At 64.9% G+C, this 18807-nt stretch carries 21 protein-coding genes; 7 read left to right on the forward strand and 14 right to left on the reverse strand.

The genetic code is table 11. The annotated features are described in order from the left end of the window. The first annotated feature begins 164 nt into the window (after positions 1-164). From ACWPOC_RS18210 to ACWPOC_RS18220, 3 genes are read left to right on the forward strand one after another with little or no spacing between them, the layout of a single operon-like run. Entirely contained in the window at positions 165-1457 is a 1293-nt protein-coding gene (locus ACWPOC_RS18210) for an amidase (protein WP_120282742.1), read from the forward strand. Positions 1458-1497: 40 nt separating this feature from the next. Then, the gene (locus ACWPOC_RS18215; protein WP_120284306.1) at positions 1498-1782 is read left to right on the forward strand and encodes a hypothetical protein; all 285 of its coding nucleotides are present in this window, start codon (positions 1498-1500) and stop codon (positions 1780-1782) included. A gap of 1 nt (position 1783) precedes the next feature. Further along, positions 1784-2440 (forward strand): response regulator, encoded by a 657-nt coding sequence (locus ACWPOC_RS18220; protein WP_120282743.1) that lies wholly within the window; start codon positions 1784-1786, stop codon positions 2438-2440. Positions 2441-2450: 10 nt separating this feature from the next. Here the strand turns inward: ACWPOC_RS18220 and ACWPOC_RS18225 are convergent, their stop codons facing one another. From ACWPOC_RS18225 to ACWPOC_RS18255, 7 genes are read right to left on the reverse strand one after another with little or no spacing between them, the layout of a single operon-like run. Further along, positions 2451-3401 carry a PDR/VanB family oxidoreductase gene (locus tag ACWPOC_RS18225; protein ID WP_120282744.1) on the reverse strand — a complete coding sequence of 317 codons (951 nt, stop codon included), beginning with the start codon at positions 3399-3401 and terminating at the stop codon, positions 2451-2453. Between the two features lie 51 nt (positions 3402-3452). After that, a complete protein-coding gene (locus ACWPOC_RS18230) occupies positions 3453-4205 on the reverse strand; it encodes an SDR family oxidoreductase (protein ID WP_120282745.1) in 753 nt (250 codons plus the stop codon). Positions 4206-4214: 9 nt separating this feature from the next. Further along, positions 4215-4709, reverse strand: a complete 495-nt coding sequence (locus ACWPOC_RS18235) for an aromatic-ring-hydroxylating dioxygenase subunit beta (protein ID WP_120282746.1) — start codon at positions 4707-4709, stop codon at positions 4215-4217. After that, a complete protein-coding gene (locus ACWPOC_RS18240; RefSeq protein ID WP_120284308.1) occupies positions 4702-5982 on the reverse strand; it encodes an aromatic ring-hydroxylating dioxygenase subunit alpha in 1281 nt (426 codons plus the stop codon). The genes ACWPOC_RS18235 and ACWPOC_RS18240 overlap by 8 nt, the downstream gene beginning before the upstream one ends. Positions 5983-6023: 41 nt before the next feature. After that, the gene (locus ACWPOC_RS18245; RefSeq protein ID WP_455409122.1) at positions 6024-6521 is read right to left on the reverse strand and encodes a nuclear transport factor 2 family protein; all 498 of its coding nucleotides are present in this window, start codon (positions 6519-6521) and stop codon (positions 6024-6026) included. A gap of 2 nt (positions 6522-6523) precedes the next feature. After that, a complete protein-coding gene (locus ACWPOC_RS18250; RefSeq protein WP_006552110.1) occupies positions 6524-6883 on the reverse strand; it encodes a hypothetical protein in 360 nt (119 codons plus the stop codon). A 56-nt stretch (positions 6884-6939) separates the two neighbouring features. Next, positions 6940-8112, reverse strand: coding sequence for an acyl-CoA dehydrogenase family protein (locus ACWPOC_RS18255; protein ID WP_120284310.1), 1173 nt, complete (start codon positions 8110-8112; stop codon positions 6940-6942). Between the two features lie 163 nt (positions 8113-8275). Here ACWPOC_RS18255 and ACWPOC_RS18260 point away from each other — a divergent pair, with 163 nt between their 5' ends. After that, entirely contained in the window at positions 8276-9766 is a 1491-nt protein-coding gene (locus ACWPOC_RS18260) for a PAS domain S-box protein (RefSeq protein ID WP_183070705.1), read from the forward strand. A 43-nt stretch (positions 9767-9809) separates the two neighbouring features. On the opposite strand, the gene ACWPOC_RS18265 is transcribed toward ACWPOC_RS18260, so the two are convergent. Further along, a complete protein-coding gene (locus ACWPOC_RS18265; protein ID WP_120284312.1) occupies positions 9810-10244 on the reverse strand; it encodes a VOC family protein in 435 nt (144 codons plus the stop codon). Positions 10245-10396: 152 nt separating this feature from the next. Continuing rightward, positions 10397-10708: a hypothetical protein gene (locus ACWPOC_RS18270; RefSeq protein ID WP_120282752.1), complete on the reverse strand. Its 312-nt coding sequence runs from the start codon at positions 10706-10708 to the stop codon at positions 10397-10399. 304 nt (positions 10709-11012) lie between these two features. On the opposite strand from ACWPOC_RS18270, the gene eat reads away from it, so the two are divergent. Further along, positions 11013-12467 carry an ethanolamine permease gene (gene eat, locus ACWPOC_RS18275; protein WP_120282754.1) on the forward strand — a complete coding sequence of 485 codons (1455 nt, stop codon included), beginning with the start codon at positions 11013-11015 and terminating at the stop codon, positions 12465-12467. A 30-nt stretch (positions 12468-12497) separates the two neighbouring features. Here eat and ACWPOC_RS18280 read toward each other — a convergent pair whose 3' ends face one another. The 3 genes from ACWPOC_RS18280 to ACWPOC_RS18290 form a co-directional block, all read right to left on the reverse strand. Further along, entirely contained in the window at positions 12498-13337 is an 840-nt protein-coding gene (locus tag ACWPOC_RS18280; protein WP_230791814.1) for a sucrase ferredoxin, read from the reverse strand. Between the two features lie 66 nt (positions 13338-13403). Beyond that, complete coding sequence (locus ACWPOC_RS18285; RefSeq protein WP_455409123.1) at positions 13404-14636, reverse strand: cupin domain-containing protein; 1233 nt, start codon at positions 14634-14636, stop codon at positions 13404-13406. Continuing rightward, positions 14611-14868, reverse strand: coding sequence for a hypothetical protein (locus ACWPOC_RS18290; protein ID WP_016690757.1), 258 nt, complete (start codon positions 14866-14868; stop codon positions 14611-14613). Before ACWPOC_RS18290 ends, ACWPOC_RS18285 begins: the two co-directional genes overlap by 26 nt. Positions 14869-15097: 229 nt before the next feature. On the opposite strand from ACWPOC_RS18290, the gene ACWPOC_RS18295 reads away from it, so the two are divergent. After that, positions 15098-15349 carry a DUF6480 family protein gene (locus tag ACWPOC_RS18295; protein ID WP_120282760.1) on the forward strand — a complete coding sequence of 84 codons (252 nt, stop codon included), beginning with the start codon at positions 15098-15100 and terminating at the stop codon, positions 15347-15349. Positions 15350-15430: 81 nt separating this feature from the next. On the opposite strand, the gene ACWPOC_RS18300 is transcribed toward ACWPOC_RS18295, so the two are convergent. Continuing rightward, the gene (locus tag ACWPOC_RS18300) at positions 15431-16156 is read right to left on the reverse strand and encodes a TetR/AcrR family transcriptional regulator (protein ID WP_159418237.1); all 726 of its coding nucleotides are present in this window, start codon (positions 16154-16156) and stop codon (positions 15431-15433) included. Between the two features lie 95 nt (positions 16157-16251). On the opposite strand from ACWPOC_RS18300, the gene ACWPOC_RS18305 reads away from it, so the two are divergent. Beyond that, the gene (locus ACWPOC_RS18305; RefSeq protein WP_120282764.1) at positions 16252-16836 is read left to right on the forward strand and encodes a dihydrofolate reductase family protein; all 585 of its coding nucleotides are present in this window, start codon (positions 16252-16254) and stop codon (positions 16834-16836) included. A gap of 77 nt (positions 16837-16913) precedes the next feature. Here the strand turns inward: ACWPOC_RS18305 and ACWPOC_RS18310 are convergent, their stop codons facing one another. Further along, positions 16914-18761: a flavin-containing monooxygenase gene (locus ACWPOC_RS18310; RefSeq protein WP_455409124.1), complete on the reverse strand. Its 1848-nt coding sequence runs from the start codon at positions 18759-18761 to the stop codon at positions 16914-16916. Between the last annotated feature and the right edge of the window lie 46 nt (positions 18762-18807).

Consider the following 18807-nt stretch of genomic DNA (forward strand, 5'->3'; position numbering starts at 1 on the left):
GAATGGGGCTGGAGTGAGCGGCGAGTGCTCCGTTGGTGATCGGAAGCCCAACGGTGTGGAAAACCTATGTCGCCTTGCGTCACTCGGGTAGGAGGGAAACCTTTACTGTCGGTACGTCCTTTTACTGGGCAGAATGGGGAGGTCAGCGACTGCAGGAGGATGATGTGAACGCGCCCGTGGTTGACGTGTCCATCGAAGATCAGGTGAGGTCGGTCCGGACCGGTTCGACGACGGCGACGGAACTCGTGTCCCGAGCCAGAACGGCAATCGACGCTCAGGAACCCGTACTGCAGGCGTGGGTGCAACTGTCGAGCACTACTGCTGAGGACGTGGCGACGATCGATGCCGACCGCCGAGACCTGCCTTTGCGAGGGATTTCCGTCGGTGTGAAGGACCTGATCGACGTCGCCGGCATGCCGACCCGTGCGGGATCGCCGGTCACATCCGCCGCGGCAGCTGTCGCGGACGCGCCCTGCGTGGAACGATTGCGTTCGCTCGGCGCCGTCGTCCAAGGCAAGACCGTCACGACCGAGTTCGGTTACTTCCGTCCCGGTCCCACGCGCAATCCTCATGCACCTGAGCACACGCCCGGAGGATCGTCGAGCGGGTCCGCCGCCGCGGTCGGTGCCGGCACCGTGCCGTTGGCGCTCGGTACCCAGACCGCGGGTTCCCTGACCCGACCGGCGTCCTATTGCGGCACGGCCGGACTGGTTCTCGCCCACGGCAGTACCGAGATGGCAGGAATTGTCGGCCTGAGCGACTCCCTCGATTCCCTGGGGCTGCTCACCCGCACCGTCGCCGATCTGCGATACGTCCACGATGCGTTCCTCGGCTCAGCCGCCGCTGTTCAGTCCGGTCTTCCGGAATGTGCGTTCGTCTGGGGCGGAAGCTATCTCGGATATCTCGACCCTCCGATGATCGCTCTGCTGGGCCGTCTTCCGTCTGTTCTGGCCGGACTAGGCCTGCATTCGGAAATGCTCGACTGGGACGACCACGTGCAGACTCTCGCCGAGGACCACGCGACGATCATGGCCTTCGAGGCCGCACGCACCCGAGCTCGTGAGTTCGAACGGCAGCGGGACGATCTGAGCCCGCAGATCCGAGACCTGCTGCAGCAGGGACAGACAATCTCGGTCTCCGACCACACGGCTGCGTTGATCCGACGGGATCGCTCGCGGGAGTTGTTGGGCGAGATTCTCGACGGACCATCCCTCATCGTCGGTCCTGCCGCGAGCGGACCTGCACCGAAGGGATTGTCGGCGACCGGTTCGCCGATCCTCAGCCGCCCGTGGCAGTTGCTGGGCCTACCCGTGGTGATTGTGCCCGGAGCGCGCACCACTGCGAGACTGCCGCTCGGAATACAGCTCGTCGGCCTGCCGGGTAGGGAGGATTACCTGTTCGAGGTCGGGGAGAGACTCGAAGCAATTCTCCGCGAAAGTCCCCCGCTGGACGAGTGATTCGAAGACCATGCCCCTGATGACGACTGGAGAATTCTCGATGCTGAAACCGCGCCCGGTCAATCACCATCGGATGTTCCTCACCTGCTACGAGGACACCTTCAACTACGGATGGCATCACGTTGACCTGTTCGTCCACGACGAGTACGGACGCGAGGTCAACTGGGTGCATTGGACCGTGGAGGCGGATGGACCGGAAGCGGCCGACGTATCGGTCCGTCGTGAAGAACCCCTGCTCCACCGCACCACTGACTGGGAGCCGAAGACAAGCGCAGTCGGGGCTCCGTACTGGACTGCCGAAGCAGCATGGGATGCGGACAGCTGACATGCCCGAGCATGTGACCGGCAACGATGCGCCGGCGTCCGAGGCCACCGTGTACGTCGTCGACGACGATCCAGCGTTGTGCGATTCCGTCGACTGGATTCTCGAGAGCATCGGCATCCGACCGGTCATCTGCCACAGTGCCGATGCCTTCCTCGATGTCTACGACGGCACGCATCCCGCTTGCATCGTGCTCGATGTGCGCATGCCGGGCATGAGCGGCACGAGGTTGCAGGAGCGGATCAACGAGTTCGCGCCGCATGTCGTGATCATCTTCGTCTCGGCGCACGGCGACATCAGGATGTCCGTCTCCACGCTGCAGAAGGGCGCCATGGACTTCCTGGAGAAGCCGTATGATCCGCAACGGCTGCTCGACGCGGTCCAGTCCGGCGTCGACCGCGCTCGGACGCGTTTCGCGGAGCATGCTGCACGCGTAGCGCTGCGGGAGAAACTCCAGGGGCTGACGCCGCGTGAGCGGCAGATCCTGGCCTTGGTCGTCGAAGGCCTGCCGAGCCAGAATATCGCCCGCCAGCTGGGGATGAGCGTAAAGACCGTCGATGTCCATCGGGCTAGGATCAAGAGCAAGACCGACTCCGACAGCATCGGCACCTTCGTTCGGGACCTCCTCCGCTACGGCGTAGAGGTCCCGAACGAAGCCTGACCACTGTCGATCAGTAGTAGTCGAGGACGAGTCGCTGCCCTGTCGTGCGCGACACGCACACTGCCATGACTTCCCCGGATTCCTTCTCGGCCCGGGTGAGCACGTTGTCGCGGTGTTCGGGCGAACCCTCCAGGACCTGCATGATGCACGTTCCGCAGATGCCTTCCTGGCAGGAGGTGCCGACGTCGCAACCGTTGTCCTGGAGGACCTCGACGATGCTCTTGTCGGCCGGAATCCGATAGGTCTCTCCGTCCAGCTCGACTTCGAATGCGGCGTTCGCCGACGCGTCGGGTTGCTCCGAGGCGTGGAAGTTCTCGAGGTGGATGGCGTCGGGGGAGACGTGCTCACGCGCGACGGCAACGACCTTGTCCATGAACCCGGCCGGTCCGCACGTATAGATGTGAGTGTGTGGAGGCAATTCGGCGAATTCGTCCTTCAGGACATGCTCCTGGGCCTCGCGCGTCACTCCGAGATGCTGATGCAGCTTGTCGGGGCAGCGGTCGTTCAGCAGCGGCAGGAATGCTGCTTCGGATTCGGTGCGGGCGAAGTAGTGCAGTTCGAAGCTGATGCCGTGAACGTCCATGTAGCGGGCCATACTCAGCATCGGAGTGATGCCGATGCCGGCGGCGACGAGCACGTGGTGCTGTGCCTCTTCGGCGATGGCGAGCAGATTCCGGGGTGTGCTGATGCGGAGGGTGTCGCCGACAGAGAGTTCGTGCAGTGCAGCGGATCCACCGCGTGAGTTCGCCTCCTTCTTGACGGCGAAGACGAACGAGTCCGGTGCGTCCGGGGTGCTGCACAGCGAGTACTGACGTGTGATCGCTGTCGGGCCCTCGACGTCGATGTGTGCGCCCGGCAGGTACGGACCCAGCGGTGACCCGTCCGCCTTCACGAGCGTGATCGACTTGACGGTCGGTGTTTCCTGGGTGATGTCGGAGACGATGACGTCGATGAGTGTCATGTCAGGTTCTCCTCGTGTAGCGACGGGTGCGGGCCGATAGGGATGGAACGCTCAGCGCAGATACAGGCCGCCGTTGATGTCCCAGCAGGCACCGGTGACGAAGAAAGCGTCGTCGGAGATCAACAGCGCGACGGTGTCGGCGACGAACGATGCGCTGCCGAGTCGCCCGACCGGAATGCCGGCAACGATGCCGTCGAGTTTGTCGGCCGGAACCGTCTTGCGGACGACCGGCAGATCGTGTGGGCCCGGGGAGATCGCGTTGACCGTCACGCCTCGCGCGGCGAGTTCCCGCGCGAAGATCTTGGTGGCGGTCAGGATCGCGCCCTTCGATGCCGCGTAGTGCCCGCCGGTGGCGGTGCCGCCGTTCTGGCCCGCGAGCGAAGCCATGTTGACGATGCGACCGAATCCCTTGCTGGCCATCGCCGCTCCGAACACCTGACAGCCGAAGAAGACGCTGTTGACGTTCGTGGTGAGCACGTCCGTGAACTCGTCTTCACCGAGTGTCATCAGGTCGGCCGCGCGGGTGACCGCGGCGTTGTTGACGACGATGGTGGGCGTGCCCCACAGGTCTTCACAGACTGCGAGGCCTTCCTCGAAGGCCGCCTTGCGGCCGACGTCCAACTTGATGCCGCGGGCTGTGGACCCGTCGAGGGACAGCTCCGCCGCGAGGGCGTCGACCGCGGCGGTGTCGAGGTCGGCGAGGAGCACCCGCCGGCCGTCGGTATGCAGTTTACGGGCGATGGCGGTGCCCATTCCGCCGGCGGCTCCGGTGACGACCGCGATACCCGGGGCATGAGGATTCATGGCGGCCTCTCAGAGCAGATAGCCGGACGCGCTGACCGCGTCCTCACTGTCGATCAGACGGATCACCTTGAGCGCGATCCTGTCGTCGCCCTCGTCGTCGAACACGATCGTGTGCGTCAGATCCGCGCCGAGGGTCAAGAACTCGTTGCGTTTGAAGGCGTTGACGATCTGCGCCGAGCGGAGGGTGACCGAAGTATCGGTGCGTTTCTGCACGGTGAAGCGGGAGATCACGCGGACGGTGCGTGCTGCGGCGACCGCGGACGGCGAGTAACCCTGGAGCATGCGTTGGACGCGCAGTCGGCGCATCCGTGCATCGTCGTAGACCATGTTGAGCGAGGACGCGAAGTCATCCGTGTCCGGGTCGATGGGGATCACGTAGATGCCATCATCGGTGTACATCTGTTCCCAGGACTTGTAGTCCTTCGCGTCGAGGGCTTCGGCCTCCTTCCACACCAGTTCTATGGCACGCAACACGCGGGGATCGGTCAGGCTCGGGTCAGTCATCGCTCATCAGCTTCTTCCACATTGCGTAGGCCTCGCGCATTCCTGTCTCGTCGGTGACATGTGAAGTGGGCCAACCTTCTTCGGTGAGGTATTCGCGCCCCTCGCCGCGGTTGACGAGGATGGGCATGTCGGGATTGCCGCCGGCACCGATCTGGACCCGGGTCCAACCCTCCGCATCGTCGGGGCTGCCGAAGCCGAACGGGCCCTGGAAGTGCTCGTGAATACGCAGACGCTCCCGGTTGACGGATTCAGGGCCGCCGTCCATGCCGATGGCCATGTGCCAGATCTCAGTCTCGTCGACGGAGATGGGAATCAAGACCCGGAAGAACGACGAGGACATCGCCACATTCGGAAAAGTGTTGAGGTTGAACCCGCAGCCGTGCATCGAGCGCATGTAGCGACGGATCCGCTCCGGACTCTCCCCGGCCTCGGCGAGTTCGTCGACGAGATGCTGGAAGCGTGGCTGGATCTCCTCGGTGCCGTCGTCAATATCGAGGTCGACGTGGGCAGCGGCCATGATCGCGACGCTGTGTCCGTTGCCGAGCGAATGTGTCTCGGCGACCGGATCGTCCATGAACGACATCATGTCGGCGGTTTCCGCGTCGACGGAGGCCATCCATGACTTGTGCACCATCGGGAAGTGGTAGCCGTCCGTGGTGTTCTCCAGTTGGATCTTCCAGTTGCCCTTGAAGCGAAACTTGTGGACGCCGAGCACCTTGGTCGGCAGTCCGTTGCTCTGCTTGAAGAAGCGCTCCATCCAGAGCTTGGCGTCACCGAGGAAATCCTCGAGGGGTTCGGCGTCCTGGTTGAAGGTCGCCCAGATCATGCCCAGGTAGCTCTCGGTGCGCAGCGTCTGGAGTGGGAAGTCCTTCTTGTCGATGACTCCCTCGTAGCCGTCCGGATAGGGGATACCGCGCAATCGACCGTCGAGAGCGTAGGACCAGTTGTGGTACGGGCACGTGAAGCCGTTGGCCTTGCCGCTGCGCTGGTCGCAGACGGTCGCGCCGCGGTGCCGGCAGCGGTTCAGGAGGGTGTTGAAGTTTTCCTTGCGGTCACGAGTGACGATCACCGGCTGATCCCCGACCTGAGTGGTCTTGAACGAACCAGGCTCGGGGATCTCGCTCTCGTGCGCGACCCACACCCACGTGCGGTAGAAGATCTTCTCCATCTCGACACGGAAGATCTCTGGGTCCGTGTAGAGCCGTCCGGCGACCCGATCGGTGCCGACGAGATCCCCGTAATTGTTCTGGATCGAATGTTCGATCGTCGTCATGTGTTTGCTTCCTTCGAACTCGTCACGTGCGGGTGTCCGCATCAGTGCAGATGACTCATCGCGTCGATGGGTAGGGGTGTCGCGAACATGCGCTGGGTGCGGAATCGGTGTATGCGGGCCGTGATGTCCGCCGAGCGGGTGATCTCGAAATCGATCTCGAGTCGGGCACACAGCAGTTCGGCCGTGCCGTCCGTGTACAGCGACAGTTGTTGCATGATCCATCGACCGTGAGCACTGTCGCGCTCGGCCCGGATCCGTTCGCTGCCAAGCAGATGCGTGTTGCGAACGAAATGTTCGGCTGGTGGAAGATATCGAGAGACCAGAGCGACGATGTCCTCGCGCCCGTGAGCGATCCCGAACTTGTCTGTGTACTCCGATCCGATGCCTTCCCAAGTCGCATCGCCGGTGAACAGCGCGCCGATCTGTTCGGGATGCTCCAGGGAACCGGGGACGTCGCACAGGTCCATGTAGCGCATCAGGCATAACCGGGCAGCGTCCTTGACTTCGAGCGCGGACAGTCGGTCCGACATGTCGGTCACGTCTACACGTCCACGTCGTCCCGAATGGTCAGCTCACGACCCATACGAGCTTCGATCTTGAAATACCTCCACAATGCAAACTCGCCGATCATTGTGGTGCGCAACAGGTTGCACGCGTTCTTCACTGTCTCCTGGTCTTTGACGTCGGCGAGGACGTAGCACGTCCACGGCCACCCATCGGACGGTCCGACCATGTGGGCGTCGTCGTCGAAGGTGCCGATGATGTCGACGCCGTCCATGCGCTTGAGATCGGAGAGCATAGTGGAGATGCCGACCCAGACCGGGCCGATCTCCGCCTTGGGGAGATCGAAGAAGTTCTGGTTGTTGCCGATGCAGAACAAGGTGCGCAATGGTTCGGGCACGACAGGTGTCCTTTCGGTCGGGTGAGCCTTGCGGGCTCGCACGGTCGGAGAAGCGATCAGGGGAAGCTGGGCATACCGGCGTCAAGACCGAGCAGAATCGAACCGGCGGCCTCGAACGTGTTGGTCTGCAACATGGCGTGCTGGGCAGGAACGAGCGCATCCTGCAGATATCGCTGGAGAGGATGACTGTCGTAGATCGCGCCGGTGCCGGCGAGATCGAAGGCGGACAGCACCACGGTGCGACCGACATGCGCGGCATGTGTCGCTGCCAAGCGGAGCATCGCCCTGTGTTCGTCGGAGATCGGATCGCCCGCAAGCGCAAGACTCCACACTTCGTCGGTGACCTCGTAGAAGAATGCACGTGCCGACCGCAGATCGGCCTCGGCCCTGGCCAGACCGATCTTGTAGGCGGGACGGTTGCCCTTGGCGGCACCGCCGGTGATGCTGGAGCGCGCTGCACCGACCTCCTGCACGTAGTCGAGGGCACCGCGCGCTGCTCCGAGCGTGACCACCGCGAGCACCTGCGCGGCGTAGGGAAGCATCGGGTAGCGAGTAATCGGTTCGTCGACTTTCGGTGCGCCGCCGCGGACGAAGGTCATCTCCTCGGGCACGAAGAGTTGGTCAGCGCGTATCGAGTGGGAGCCGGTGGCTGCCATGCCCGCCACGTCCCAGTTCTCGACGATCTCGACGTCCGCTGGATTCACCAGCGCGGTGAGAGGCATGCCGTTGGTGTCCGGGCCGCCGGCGAGACCGATCCCGAGAATGTCGGCGCCTCGACAGCCGCTCGCGAACTGCCACAGCCCGCTGCACAGATAGCCACCGTCGACCTTCTCGGCTTCCTGCATGGGGAACAAGCCGCCGGCGTAGGCGATGTCGGGGCCGTCAGCGTAAATCTTCGCCTGGGTCGCGACCGGCAGAGCGGAGAAGTACACCAGCGACGATCCGAAGCTGGCGACCCAGCCCGTGGCCGGATCGATCGCAGAGATCCGTTCGACGAGGTGCATGAAGGACGACGGCGCCATCGGTTCGCCACCGAACTGTGCCGGCGTGGATGCCCGGTACAGTCCGGCCCGTTTGAGCAATGCGATGTAGTCGGGGGGTACGAAGCGTTGCTGGTCGAACTCGTCGCGCCGGTCGCGGAGCATTTCGAGCGCGTGCTCGAACGCGCGATCCCGCGCCGGACCCGCCGGCGCTGCCTCGATCCGTTCGGTCGTGCTGGGGATGGTCATGCCGTCTCCGTTTCGGTACGTGTTCGCGCTGATGAACACGCTATGGACGAGCCGGTTACGGCGGTATCGGGACTTTCTCCCGAGGCCATAAAGTAATTCCCAATGGCGGTGACGACGTTGCGCGTCGGACGATGGACCGTCCTGCTCCCGGAGGTGTTGATCGATGTTCCCTACCCGACGTGACTTCCAGGCGATGGCGGAGCGAACGCAGACCGGCATCCTGATCCACGAGGCTGCGTCGAAGAACATTCTGTGGGCCAATCCCGCTGCGTGCCGGATGTTCGGTTTCACGCTCGAGGAGTTGCGGCCGCTCAAAGCGCACCACATGAGCAGTCAGGAACGTCAGTATCGCCGGGCGCTGGGAGTGGCGTGGCTGCAGTCCGCGGTTGTACATGGATCGAGTCGGCGGCAGTGGAAATATCGAACCAAGGACGGGGTGGACTTCCTCACCGACGCCAACGCGTCCCTGGTGCAGTTCCAGGACGGTCCGGTGGTGATGGTCGAGTTCCGCAACATTTCCGAGGAGGTGGAGATCCAGCAGGAACTCAGCTGGGTGTCGCAGTCGTTGCAGCGGATCATGACGCACACATCGGCCGGCATCCTGGTGCTCGACGACGGCAACCGCATCGACGACATCTCGCCACTCGCGGCGCGGTTGTTCGGCTCGACCACCGAACAGTTGATGGGGGCCCACCTCGAGGACCTGGGTCGATGCGATCCGTCGCTGGATTCCGAGCAGGTGGTGTCGAAGCTGGCGTCGGGCACCGGATCGGTGAAGATCCGGCAGAAGATCGGGAAGCCGGACGGCCGCGTCACCTGGCTCGCCGGTGAGCTCGAGGACGTGGTGCACGACGGCATGGTCTCGCGGGTGCTCGTGATCCGGGACGTAACCGACCGCGTCGAGTTGGAGCAGCGCCACGAATACCAGGTAGCGAACCTGCAGTATCTGAGCCGCTACAACGCGATGGGTGACATGGCGATGATCCTGGCCCATGAACTCGGGCAACCGCTGGCGGCGTCGTCGAACTACCTGCGTGGTCTCCAAACGCGCGTTGCCGGTGGCACTCTCGACCGTGATCAACTCTCCTACGGTCTGGACATGGCGGAGAAGCAGTTGAGCCGTGCTGCGGAGATCGTGGCGTCGGTCAAACGGTATGTGCGGCGCATCGAATCGACGTCGTCGGCCATCGATCTCAACGACGTGATGGAGGAGAGCCTGTATTTCGTTCGGTTGCGCGCGGCTGAACGGGGCGTGCGGGTGGTGGTCGATCGGACCGTCGAGAGCTTGCCTGTGCAGGGGGAGAGCGTGTTGATCGGTCAGGTCATCATCAATCTGTGCTTCAACGCGATCGACGAGATCGTCCTTCCCACAACGGAGACGAAGGAACTGAGGGTCACGACCTGCCGCGATGGTGACTGGGCATGCATCCGGGTGGCCGACGAAGGCCGAGGCATGGAACGAGCCCCGCGAAATCAACTCGTCTCAGGGGCGTTCTCCGCGAAGCAGGACGGCTCCGGGCTGGGCTTGATCGTGTCGGAGCACATCGTCGAGCGTCACGGTGGCGACATCGAGTTCTCTCCGAACGAGCCGCGGGGAACCGAGGTTCGTCTGCGGCTTCCGATCGCCGGTGGCAAGCCATCGGTAGGTGTGTAGCGCCGTTCCTTGATCGCGACAAGCACCGGTTGCCGCGCGTCCTTCAGTCCAGACAGAACTCGTTGCCTTCGATGTCCTGCATGACGATGCAGGACTCGTCGACGCCGTCGGCATACAGAACCTTCACCTGCGCAGCGCCGAGTGCAACCAGCCGGTCGGATTCGCCTTGCAGAGCGGACAGCCTCTCGTCACCCTCCAAGCCGGTGCCGACGCGGACGTCGAAATGCACCCGGTTCTTCACAACGTTCTCCTCGGGCACACACTGGAAGTGCAACCGGGGCCCGGCGCCCGTCGGATCGGCGCACACGAACGCGCGGCCCTGCGACTCCGCGGGCAGGCTAGCGTCGTAGTCGGTCCATGTCGCAAACCCGTCGGGTGGAGCGGGCACCTCGTAGCCGAGAACGGCGCACCAGAAGTGCGCGAGTCGTTCGGGTTCGGTGGAGTCGAACGTGACTCGGACCTGCCTGACCGACGCCATGCGGGCCACCCTAGGGAGCAGTGCCAGACCGAGCAACCGCATTTTCGGACGCCGGTATCGCGTTCGGTCGTCGAAACCGAAGGTCGATCGTGGGCGTCGCTTGTCGCCACCACGGACGTGGCCTCCGACCACTAACGATCGCGTCTGCAGTCTCAGTGCTCGTTCACCGGGTACGCGAGGGTCTCGCGAGTGAGGTGGAACAAGCCGGGCATCAGCAGCGCAACAACTATCACCACGACCACCTTGTCCATGGTCGGCAGGAGCGCGATCGTCATGCTCGGAGCCCCGACGACCAGTCCGGCGACCGCAACATTTCGCCCTGTCTTCACCCGGGTACGCCCCGCGTCCGACAGGGGACCCTCGGATCGGCGCACGACACTTCGATGAGCCCGGTACACCACCGATGCGCCCCATCCGAACGCAGCCACGGCCACGATCGCTACCGCCCACAGCAGCGCAGTCACTTCGAATCCTCCACGTGTCGTCGGTTGGTAGGGGACCGCCTGCAGGCTACATAACCGCGCGTTCCATTACAGGCTCGCAACAGAGTTGCAACAGTCTTCTCCGATACTCGAGAAACGAACAGACACCCTGTTCGCCCGGGAGGATGCTGGATCATCCGAGTTACACGGCTGCACTCCATCTCGTTGCGCGATTCTCTACGACCCGGGGGGGGGTAGCCCATGAACGCGGCCGCGGATCGCGCGACGTTCCACCACCGGGGCGGCGTGGCGCCGCCGTACGAACCGATCGCCTCAGGGAGACGGAATGGCAGTCGTAGAACCATCGAAGAGTTCGGGAACCCGTAAGCACCACGACGGCGCCGACTTCCACGCGGAGAAGAGCGAGTACCTCGAAAAGCGTTCACTGCGTAGAGGAACCGCCGGGTGGGTGCTCCTTGCGGGGCTCGGTGTCAGTTACGTCATCTCCGGTGACTACGCCGGATGGAACAACGGACTCGCCGAAGGCGGATTCGGCGGCCTGCTCATCGCCGGCGTAGTCATCGCGGGCATGTACTTCGCGATGGTGCTCGGGATGGCCGAGTTGTCGTCGGCCCTGCCGGCCGCGGGTGGCGGATACACCTTCGCCCGCCGCGCGCTCGGCCCCTGGGGCGGATTCGCCACCGGCACCGCCATTCTCATCGAGTACGCGATCGCACCTGCGGCCATCGCGACGTTCATCGGCAGTTATGTCGAATCGTTGAATATCTTCGGGATCACCGACGGATGGTGGATCTACCTCGCTGTCTACGCCGTTTTCATCGGCATCCACCTCACCGGTGCAGGCGAGGCGCTCAAGGCGATGTTCGTCATCACCGCCATCGCACTTGTCGGACTCGTGATCTTTGCAATCTCTGCGGTGGGACTGTTCGAGTCCGACAATCTCACGGACATCGCGCCGACCGATGCCGTCGGCGCCTCGGGTTTCCTGCCGTTCGGTTACTTCGGTATCTGGGCCGCGGTCCCATTCGCGATCTGGTTCTTCCTGGCGATCGAGGGCGTTCCTCTCGCTGCGGAGGAAGCGCGTGAGCCGGAGAAGAATGTGCCGCGTGGCATCATCTCCAGCATGCTGGTGCTCCTGCTGACCGGAGCGACCGTGCTGTTCCTGGCGACCGGTGCGTTGGGCGCCGAGGGGTTGTCGACCTCGGGCAACCCGCTCGTCGAGGCGCTGGGCGACGGGACCGCGGCGAAGGTCGTCAACTACATCGGACTCGCTGGGCTGATCGCCAGCTTCTTCTCGATCATGTACGCGTACTCGCGGCAGACTTTCGCGTTGTCCCGTGCCGGCTACCTGCCGACGAGCCTGTCGGTGACGAATTCGCGCAAGGCGCCCATGCTCGCGTTGATCGTGCCCGGCGTGATCGGTTTCGTCCTGTCGCTGACGGGTGAAGGCGCGATGCTTCTCAACATGGCGGTCTTCGGTGCCGCCGTGAGCTACGTGCTCATGATGGTCAGCCACATCGTGTTGCGTGTGCGTGAGCCCGGGATGCGGCGTCCGTACCGCACGCCCGGTGGTGTGGTCACGACGTCGTTCGCGTTGGTGATCGCTGCGGCCGCTGTGGTGGCGACCTTCCTCGTCGATCCCGTTGCGGCTCTGTGGACGTTCGCCGCGTTTGCGGCATTCATGGCCTACTTCGGTCTCTACAGCCGTCACCACCTCGTCGCGAACTCCCCGGACGAGGAGTTCGCGGCCCTCGCGAAGGCGGAGGAAGAGCTGGGGTGACGACCTCAGTCCGGTTGCGCGGCCGTCCGCTCACAGCGTGCGGACCGAGGTGGGTTCGTAGACCATGACCGAAGCCGTCGGCGCTCCGCGGCAGGTCAATCGGCACGGGGGAGTGCGATGGGCCCGCAGTTCGACGTCGACACGCTCCGGGTGTGGTGCACGACCGGCGAGCCGGATCCGCCAGCGATCACCCTTGCGGACACTCTCGGCGACCGTGTAATCACTGCGCCCGGCCGGACCGAAGCGTCGGAGCGTGGCAGCGAGCGCGGCCTGCTGAGGCGGCGACATATCGGTGTAGCCGCGTAGATGACGGTGGTGGATCCGGTCGAAGAAGTGTTCTTCGATCGTGAGGACGGACGACTCGGCGTCGAGACCGCCGTAGTAGACACCGTCGGGTACGACGACGACATTGGCGGCGAACCGGTCTCCGCCTACGTGCGAGCATTCCCAGACCTGGTCGGGCCAGCGCTCGGCCAAGGCGCGCGCGACCGGCCGTCCACGCACGGCGCAGCACGGGTCGTGGTGACCGTGAGCGCAGACCAGGAGGACGGAGGGGCCACCGAGGTCGCCGGGAGTCTCGAGGGCGGTGACGATCTGTGTCAGATCCTCCTCGCGATCCCACGTTCCCCATTGCTGACGCACCGCGCCCGAGGTCTCGCGGCGGAGCACCGCCCAATGGTCGTGTCCGCCGCGGCGGCGACGGCCCGGGCGCTTGACCAGCAGTATGCGTGCGCGGGCCGCCTGCGCGGCGGAGAACACGGCCGTCTTGGTCGCGGCGTCGAGCTCGAGCCCCTCGAACCCGTTCACCGGCCATCTGCCCCGGTATTCGACGAGGACCCAGGCGAATCCGCGCGGGGCCGTGCCGGCCATCGGATCACCCCGCAGGCGGGCATTGTCTGCGCAGAAGAAGCGTTCGGCTGAGACCACAGTGCACCGTCACTGTTCCGCGGGGACGAGGATCCCTGCGCGCAACAGCCGTTCGACCAGGTCGGTCCCGAGGGTTTTCGCCGGGTGGGATCCGCCGTCGAGCAGGCGCGTGACAGACGGCAGTTCCTCGTCCGCCACAGAGACACGGCCGACACGCGTGACCAGGTGTGAACCTTCCAGGCGCGCATACAGTGCGCTGCGGAGTTTCACCGTGGTGTCGGGGCCGAGATCGTGGACGGCGGCGAATTGGGCGAGCGGCCCCAGCGGTGCCGGACGGGCCTGCTCCCGCCGGGCACGACGGAACAGGGAGGTGACGTCCGCCTCGCCCAGTACGGCGATGAGATGCTCACGAACAGCAGCGATCTCGGCTTCCGGGTCATCGATCCCCATGGGCAGCGCGTCGCGCATCTCGGGATCGTCGCCGAGCGCAGCGAGTGCTGCCAGGGTCAGATGCTCCGCAAGTGCGTGGCGCGTCCACGTGTGGATGCCGACGGTGAGGTGGATGGAGATCTCCCCTCGCGCCTCGGCGGCATGGATCCAGCCACGCGGTAGATAGAGGCAATCGCCGGGTTCGAGCACGGTGTCGATGCACGCAGGCTCTGTCGCGGCTCGGGCGACAGCGGCGCGGTGATCGGTCCAGGGTTGATTGCGCAGCGGCGCCGGGTGGACGGGCTCGTGGATCACCCATCTCTTGGTTCCCTCGATCTGCACGACGAAGACGTCGTGGACGTCGTAGTGGTGGCTGAACCCCTGGTTCCGAGGTGGAGTGATGTACGCGTTGACCTGGACGGGGTGTCCGAGTTCGTCGCTCAGAGCGGTGCCGAACTGCGAGATCGGTTCCCACGTGCGGTGCAGTGCCTGCAGGACGAGGGTGGCACCGTCGGCAAGGTTGCGCCAGAGCATCGTGTCGTCGAGTTGGTCGGAGATGGTCGCTCCGACACCGGCGGGGGAGGTGAACGACGAGTCCGGCAGTGTCGTCCCGTCCTTGGCGACGCGAAGAAAGGGCGTGCGGAGTCCGCGACGCGAGATGAGTTCGTCGACCGCCTCGGCGGAGAACAGGTCGGTGAATGTCCCGGCGCTACGCGTCAGCAGTGGTGCTCGCCCCCAGATCTCGGACGCGAACTTCTTTCGACCGATGTCGATCAGGCGGGTTTCCAGGACTCCGGCGTCCGTTTCGACGCCGGAGTCCTGGGTGCGGTGCGAGGAGTCCTCACACTCAGCTGCCGCCGTCGGCTCCGCCATCGGCTCCTCCGTCAGCCCCACCGTCGGCTCCACCATCGGCTCCGCCGTCGCCACCGCTGTCGGCTCCACCATCGGCCCCGCCGTCCGCACCGCCGTCGCCACCGCTGTCGGCGCCCCCGTCGGCTCCGCCGTCAGCGCCACCGTCGTGAACGCCCGGGACGCCGACTGCGCCGCCGTCCGCCGGGCCTTCCTGGCCTTCGTCCTTGTTCGGATCCTGCTGTGGGTCGGTCATGATTCCTCCCGAGGTCAAAAGGCTTGGGAACAGCGGCGTTACCGGCTCCCGGAGCCTGCAGCGGTGTATCGTTCGGCCGTTCTCAGCTTATCCGGGCGCATCGGTGGCCACGTTCGATTCCGAGATCATCGAACCGTTGTGCCACGCGTTGTACCCGCGCACTCGCCGGCGCGGCGTCGCGTAGAAGAAAGCCGAGGCGTTGCTCGCCGATAATCGGGTACAGGAGAGTATGGCTGACGAGAATCCCGACGCGTCCGAGTTCGACCCGCAGAACCCCGATCCCGCGAACACTCCTGGTCTCGAACCCGGGGGCGGGGTGGCGCCCGGAGATACTCCGCCCGCCGAGACCTCTGTGGGCGGTCCGCAGCACGAACCGCCACAGCGCCGCAGTGCCGGCGCCCTCGTCGCCATCGTGATCGCAGTGGTCGTGGCCCTGATGGTGGCCGGCGGTCTGCTCGTTCGAGCAATCGGGTTGTTCTGAACAGTCGACCGAACGAAGGTCAGAGAGGTACCGGAAGAACGAATTGCCTTGCGGTAGTTGAAGAGGTCGGGGCGGGTCGCATCACGACGACGTCACGCCGCCGTATCGGTCGATTCGATGCGACGGCGGGTTCGGCGCGCCCCACGTTCCGAGCCAGATCGTCTTCACATTGACCAGCATCCGTCTCGACTCGGCTTCGGAGGGCCTGAGCGATCGGTCCTTGAAGAACGCCATGACGATCATGTCGGTCAGCGTCGTGACGAGACCCTCGTGGTCGTCCGACAGCGGAGTGATCTCCCCGGCGTCGGCGTCCCTGCTCATCTGCGCTGCCAGTTGGTCGTTGAGATCGGTGACCAGCGACGTCCACCGAGCTCTGAGCTTGTCGTCGTAGTTGACGGCCTGAAGGCCCGCGACCATCACGCGGTCGCGCTCGACCCAGGCGCGATAGGACGTGCCGAAGAGTCGGTCGAAATAGTCGGCGTGGGACTCGCCGGCGCGGCGGTGATAACCACCGATGCTGTCGGACCAGTCGTCCCATGCCCTTCCGACCAGTTCGCCGAGTACCTCGTCCTTGGACTCGAAATAGAAGTAGAAGTTCGGTCGCTTGATTCCCGCAGCTTCGGTGATGTCCTTGACCGAGATGTCCACGGCCGACATCTCGCGCAGGCACCGCTCGAACGCGTCGAGAATGGATTGCCGCTGGACCTCGCCGCGCGGAATCCGCCGACGTCGCCCGACATCCTGGTCGGGTAGCCGTGCTCCGGCATCCCCGCCGCTCACCGCTGACGGGGATTTGGTCGACTCCATGGCTCGCATCCTAGTGTCGCGTTGCGGTCGGATCGGGGCAGGCAGGACCGGCCCCGGGGGTAGCGTCGGGCACGTCGCGTTCCGAGGAGGGTTCCATGGGCAAGGTGGTCATGTACGCCTCGGTTTCGGTGGACGGCTTCATCGCGGACGAGAACGATCAGCCCGGACCGTTGTTCGACTGGTTGACCAGTGGCGACGTTCCGTTGGACGACAGTGGCTTCGTGAAGGTGTCCCGAACCTCCTACGACTACATCCGGCCGTACTGGGACGAGATCGGGGTGACGATCGCCGGTCGGCACGTCTTCGACATGACCGACGGCTGGGACGGAGAACTGCCGGCCGGGGTCGACCACGTGGTCGTCGTTTCGCGTCGCCCGAGGCCCGAGGGATGGCACCCCGAGGCGCCGTTCCACTTCGTCGACGGCATCGAGGCGGCCGTGGCCACGGCGCAGGAACTCGCGGGCGACCGCACCGTCGAAGTCGCCGCCGGCGACGTCGGAGGCCAAGTGCTCGCCGCGGGCCTGGTCGACGAGGTGCGCATGGAGGTCGTGCCCGTCGTATTCGGAACCGGGAAGCGCTACTTCGGATCGGTCCACGCGCAGCACCTGCTGGACGATCCCGACGTGGTGATCCAGGGCGACAGAGTTCTCCACCTGCGCTATCCGGTGCGCCGACGGTAGCGCGTGTGGCCACTGCCCGGTCGACGACCGAACAGTGGCCACACGGCACAGCGCTTCACGACCCGAAGGAGACGGGATCAGGCCTGGACCTCGACGGGGACCGCCGAACGAGACGGCTCGAACGTCAGACCCTCGAACTCCCGGGCCTCCCACCAGCCCTCGATCATGTTCCAGAAATCGATTTCGCTCGAGTTGTAGACCTCGTTGAACACGGCCTTCGACACGTCGCCCTGACCGTTGTAGTAGCCGGGCGTGCACGCCGCCCAGTACGCCACGCGCGGTTCGTTCGATGCGCGGACCTTCGCGACCCACGAGGACTCGGCCTCGACGGTCGGTTCGAACGCGCCGATCCCGTTGTCCAGCACGTGTCGGATCAGCCGCGCAGCGTGCCGGGCCTTCCGGTCGAGCATGTACACGAAATTGACGTAGTAGGCGGTCTGGCTCATGCCCAGCTCGACGAAGTTCGGGAAGCCGTGCGTGAAGAAACCGTGCATGGTCTTCGCGCCGTCGGAGAAGTACTCCTGCATCGACCGGCCATCGCGTCCGAGGACGTCGTAGCCGTAGATCCCCGCGGGGCCGGAGCCGGTTTCGAATCCGGTCGCGAACACGATGCAGTCGACCTCGTAGTGCTTGCCACCGACGACGATGCCGTCGACCGTGATGCCGTCGATGCCCGTCGGCGCGGCCGCGAGCGTCACGTTCTCCCGGTTGAAGGCGTCGAGGTATTCGTCGTTGAAACAGGGCCGCTTGCACATGTATCCGAACCACGGCTTCAACCCGTCGGCGACGGCGGGGTCGGTGACGATCGAATCGATCCGACGGTGTGCGCTCATGAGCAGCTGCATGTCGGCGATCTCGGCGACAACGGCCTGATCGGCCGCCGACAACTCCGCCATGGGCGTCTCGAGCAGATGCTGCCCCTTCAGGGCGGGGAACAGGTGCGTCCAGCCGTCGTCGACATGGTTGCCCTCGACGTCGTGGCCGGAGATGATCCCGTTGAAATTGTCGTGCCGCTTGTACTGCCAGCCCGGCTTCAGCGACGCCGCCCAAGCAGGGTCGGTCTTCCGGTTGTTGCGAGGCTGTACGACGCTCGGCGTCCGCTGGACCACGACGAGTTCCTTCGCGTCCGCGGCGAGGTAGGGGACGACCTGGACGCCGGTGGCGCCGGTGCCGACGACGGCGACGCGCTTGTCGCGCAGGTTCTCGAGGTTTCCGGCGGGCGACCCGCCGGTGTAGTCGTAGTCCCAGCGGCTGGTGTGGAAGATCTTGCCCGTGAAGTCGCCGATGCCGGGGACCTTGGGGAGCTGCGGCTTGGTCAGTGCGCCGTTCGAACGCAGGAGGAACCTGGTGAGGAAACGGTCGCCGCGATCGGTGGTCACCTCCCAGCGCTGCTCGGCCTCGTCCCAGGTGGCCTGCGTGGCGCGGGTCTGGAAGTAGGTCCGCTCGTAGAGGCCGTAGTGGCGTCCGATGCGCTGGGCGTGTTCGAAGATCTCGGAGCCGTCGGCGTAGCGCTGGGTGGGGACGTATCCCGTTTCCTCGAGGAGCGGCATGTAGATGTGCGATTCGATGTCGCACTGCACACCGGGGTACCGGTTCCAGTACCAGGTGCCGCCGAAGTCGCCGCCGTATTCGACGATGCGGAAGTTCGTGATGTCGTTCTGCGTGAGGTAGGCGCCGGCGGTGAGTCCGCCGAAGCCGCCGCCGAGAACGAGGGCGTCGAGTTCCTCGGTGACGGGTTCACGATTGATCGGCTCGACGAAGGGGTCGCGATCGTCGACCTCGAGCACGTCGGAGAGTCCCTGGAACTGGGCGAGGGTGTCGGGCCGGATCCGCTTCTTCTTGTCCACCTCGAAGCGCTCGCGCAGGTGGTGCGGATCGAAGTCGAGGTCGAGGGGGAGCTTCGAGTCGGGGAGGGTGAACGCCATGGGGGAGTCCTTTGTGTGCGTGCGTCCTGAGCCGAGTCGGGGCTGC

Source organism: Rhodococcus sp. 5G237, assembly GCF_053764735.1.

Excerpts from the sequence above, each read along its gene's own strand:
- ACWPOC_RS18220 (WP_120282743.1), top strand. The coding sequence starts at position 1,784 with ATGCCCGAGCATGTGACCGGCAACGATGCGCCGGCGTCCGAGGCCACC.
- ACWPOC_RS18230 (WP_120282745.1), bottom strand. The coding sequence starts at position 4,205 with ATGAATCCTCATGCCCCGGGTATCGCGGTCGTCACCGGAGCCGCCGGC.
- ACWPOC_RS18305 (WP_120282764.1), top strand. The coding sequence starts at position 16,252 with ATGGGCAAGGTGGTCATGTACGCCTCGGTTTCGGTGGACGGCTTCATC.
- ACWPOC_RS18280 (WP_230791814.1), bottom strand. The coding sequence starts at position 13,337 with ATGGCCGGCACGGCCCCGCGCGGATTCGCCTGGGTCCTCGTCGAATAC.
- ACWPOC_RS18235 (WP_120282746.1), bottom strand. The coding sequence starts at position 4,709 with ATGACTGACCCGAGCCTGACCGATCCCCGCGTGTTGCGTGCCATAGAA.
- ACWPOC_RS18265 (WP_120284312.1), bottom strand. The coding sequence starts at position 10,244 with ATGGCGTCGGTCAGGCAGGTCCGAGTCACGTTCGACTCCACCGAACCC.
- eat (WP_120282754.1), top strand. The coding sequence starts at position 11,013 with ATGGCAGTCGTAGAACCATCGAAGAGTTCGGGAACCCGTAAGCACCAC.
- ACWPOC_RS18300 (WP_159418237.1), bottom strand. The coding sequence starts at position 16,156 with ATGGAGTCGACCAAATCCCCGTCAGCGGTGAGCGGCGGGGATGCCGGA.
- ACWPOC_RS18240 (WP_120284308.1), bottom strand. The coding sequence starts at position 5,982 with ATGACGACGATCGAACATTCGATCCAGAACAATTACGGGGATCTCGTC.
- ACWPOC_RS18215 (WP_120284306.1), top strand. The coding sequence starts at position 1,498 with ATGCTGAAACCGCGCCCGGTCAATCACCATCGGATGTTCCTCACCTGC.
- ACWPOC_RS18295 (WP_120282760.1), top strand. The coding sequence starts at position 15,098 with ATGGCTGACGAGAATCCCGACGCGTCCGAGTTCGACCCGCAGAACCCC.
- ACWPOC_RS18290 (WP_016690757.1), bottom strand. The coding sequence starts at position 14,868 with ATGACCGACCCACAGCAGGATCCGAACAAGGACGAAGGCCAGGAAGGC.
- ACWPOC_RS18255 (WP_120284310.1), bottom strand. The coding sequence starts at position 8,112 with ATGACCATCCCCAGCACGACCGAACGGATCGAGGCAGCGCCGGCGGGT.
- ACWPOC_RS18310 (WP_455409124.1), bottom strand. The coding sequence starts at position 18,761 with ATGGCGTTCACCCTCCCCGACTCGAAGCTCCCCCTCGACCTCGACTTC.
- ACWPOC_RS18260 (WP_183070705.1), top strand. The coding sequence starts at position 8,276 with ATGTTCCCTACCCGACGTGACTTCCAGGCGATGGCGGAGCGAACGCAG.
- ACWPOC_RS18225 (WP_120282744.1), bottom strand. The coding sequence starts at position 3,401 with ATGACACTCATCGACGTCATCGTCTCCGACATCACCCAGGAAACACCG.
- ACWPOC_RS18285 (WP_455409123.1), bottom strand. The coding sequence starts at position 14,636 with ATGGCGGAGCCGACGGCGGCAGCTGAGTGTGAGGACTCCTCGCACCGC.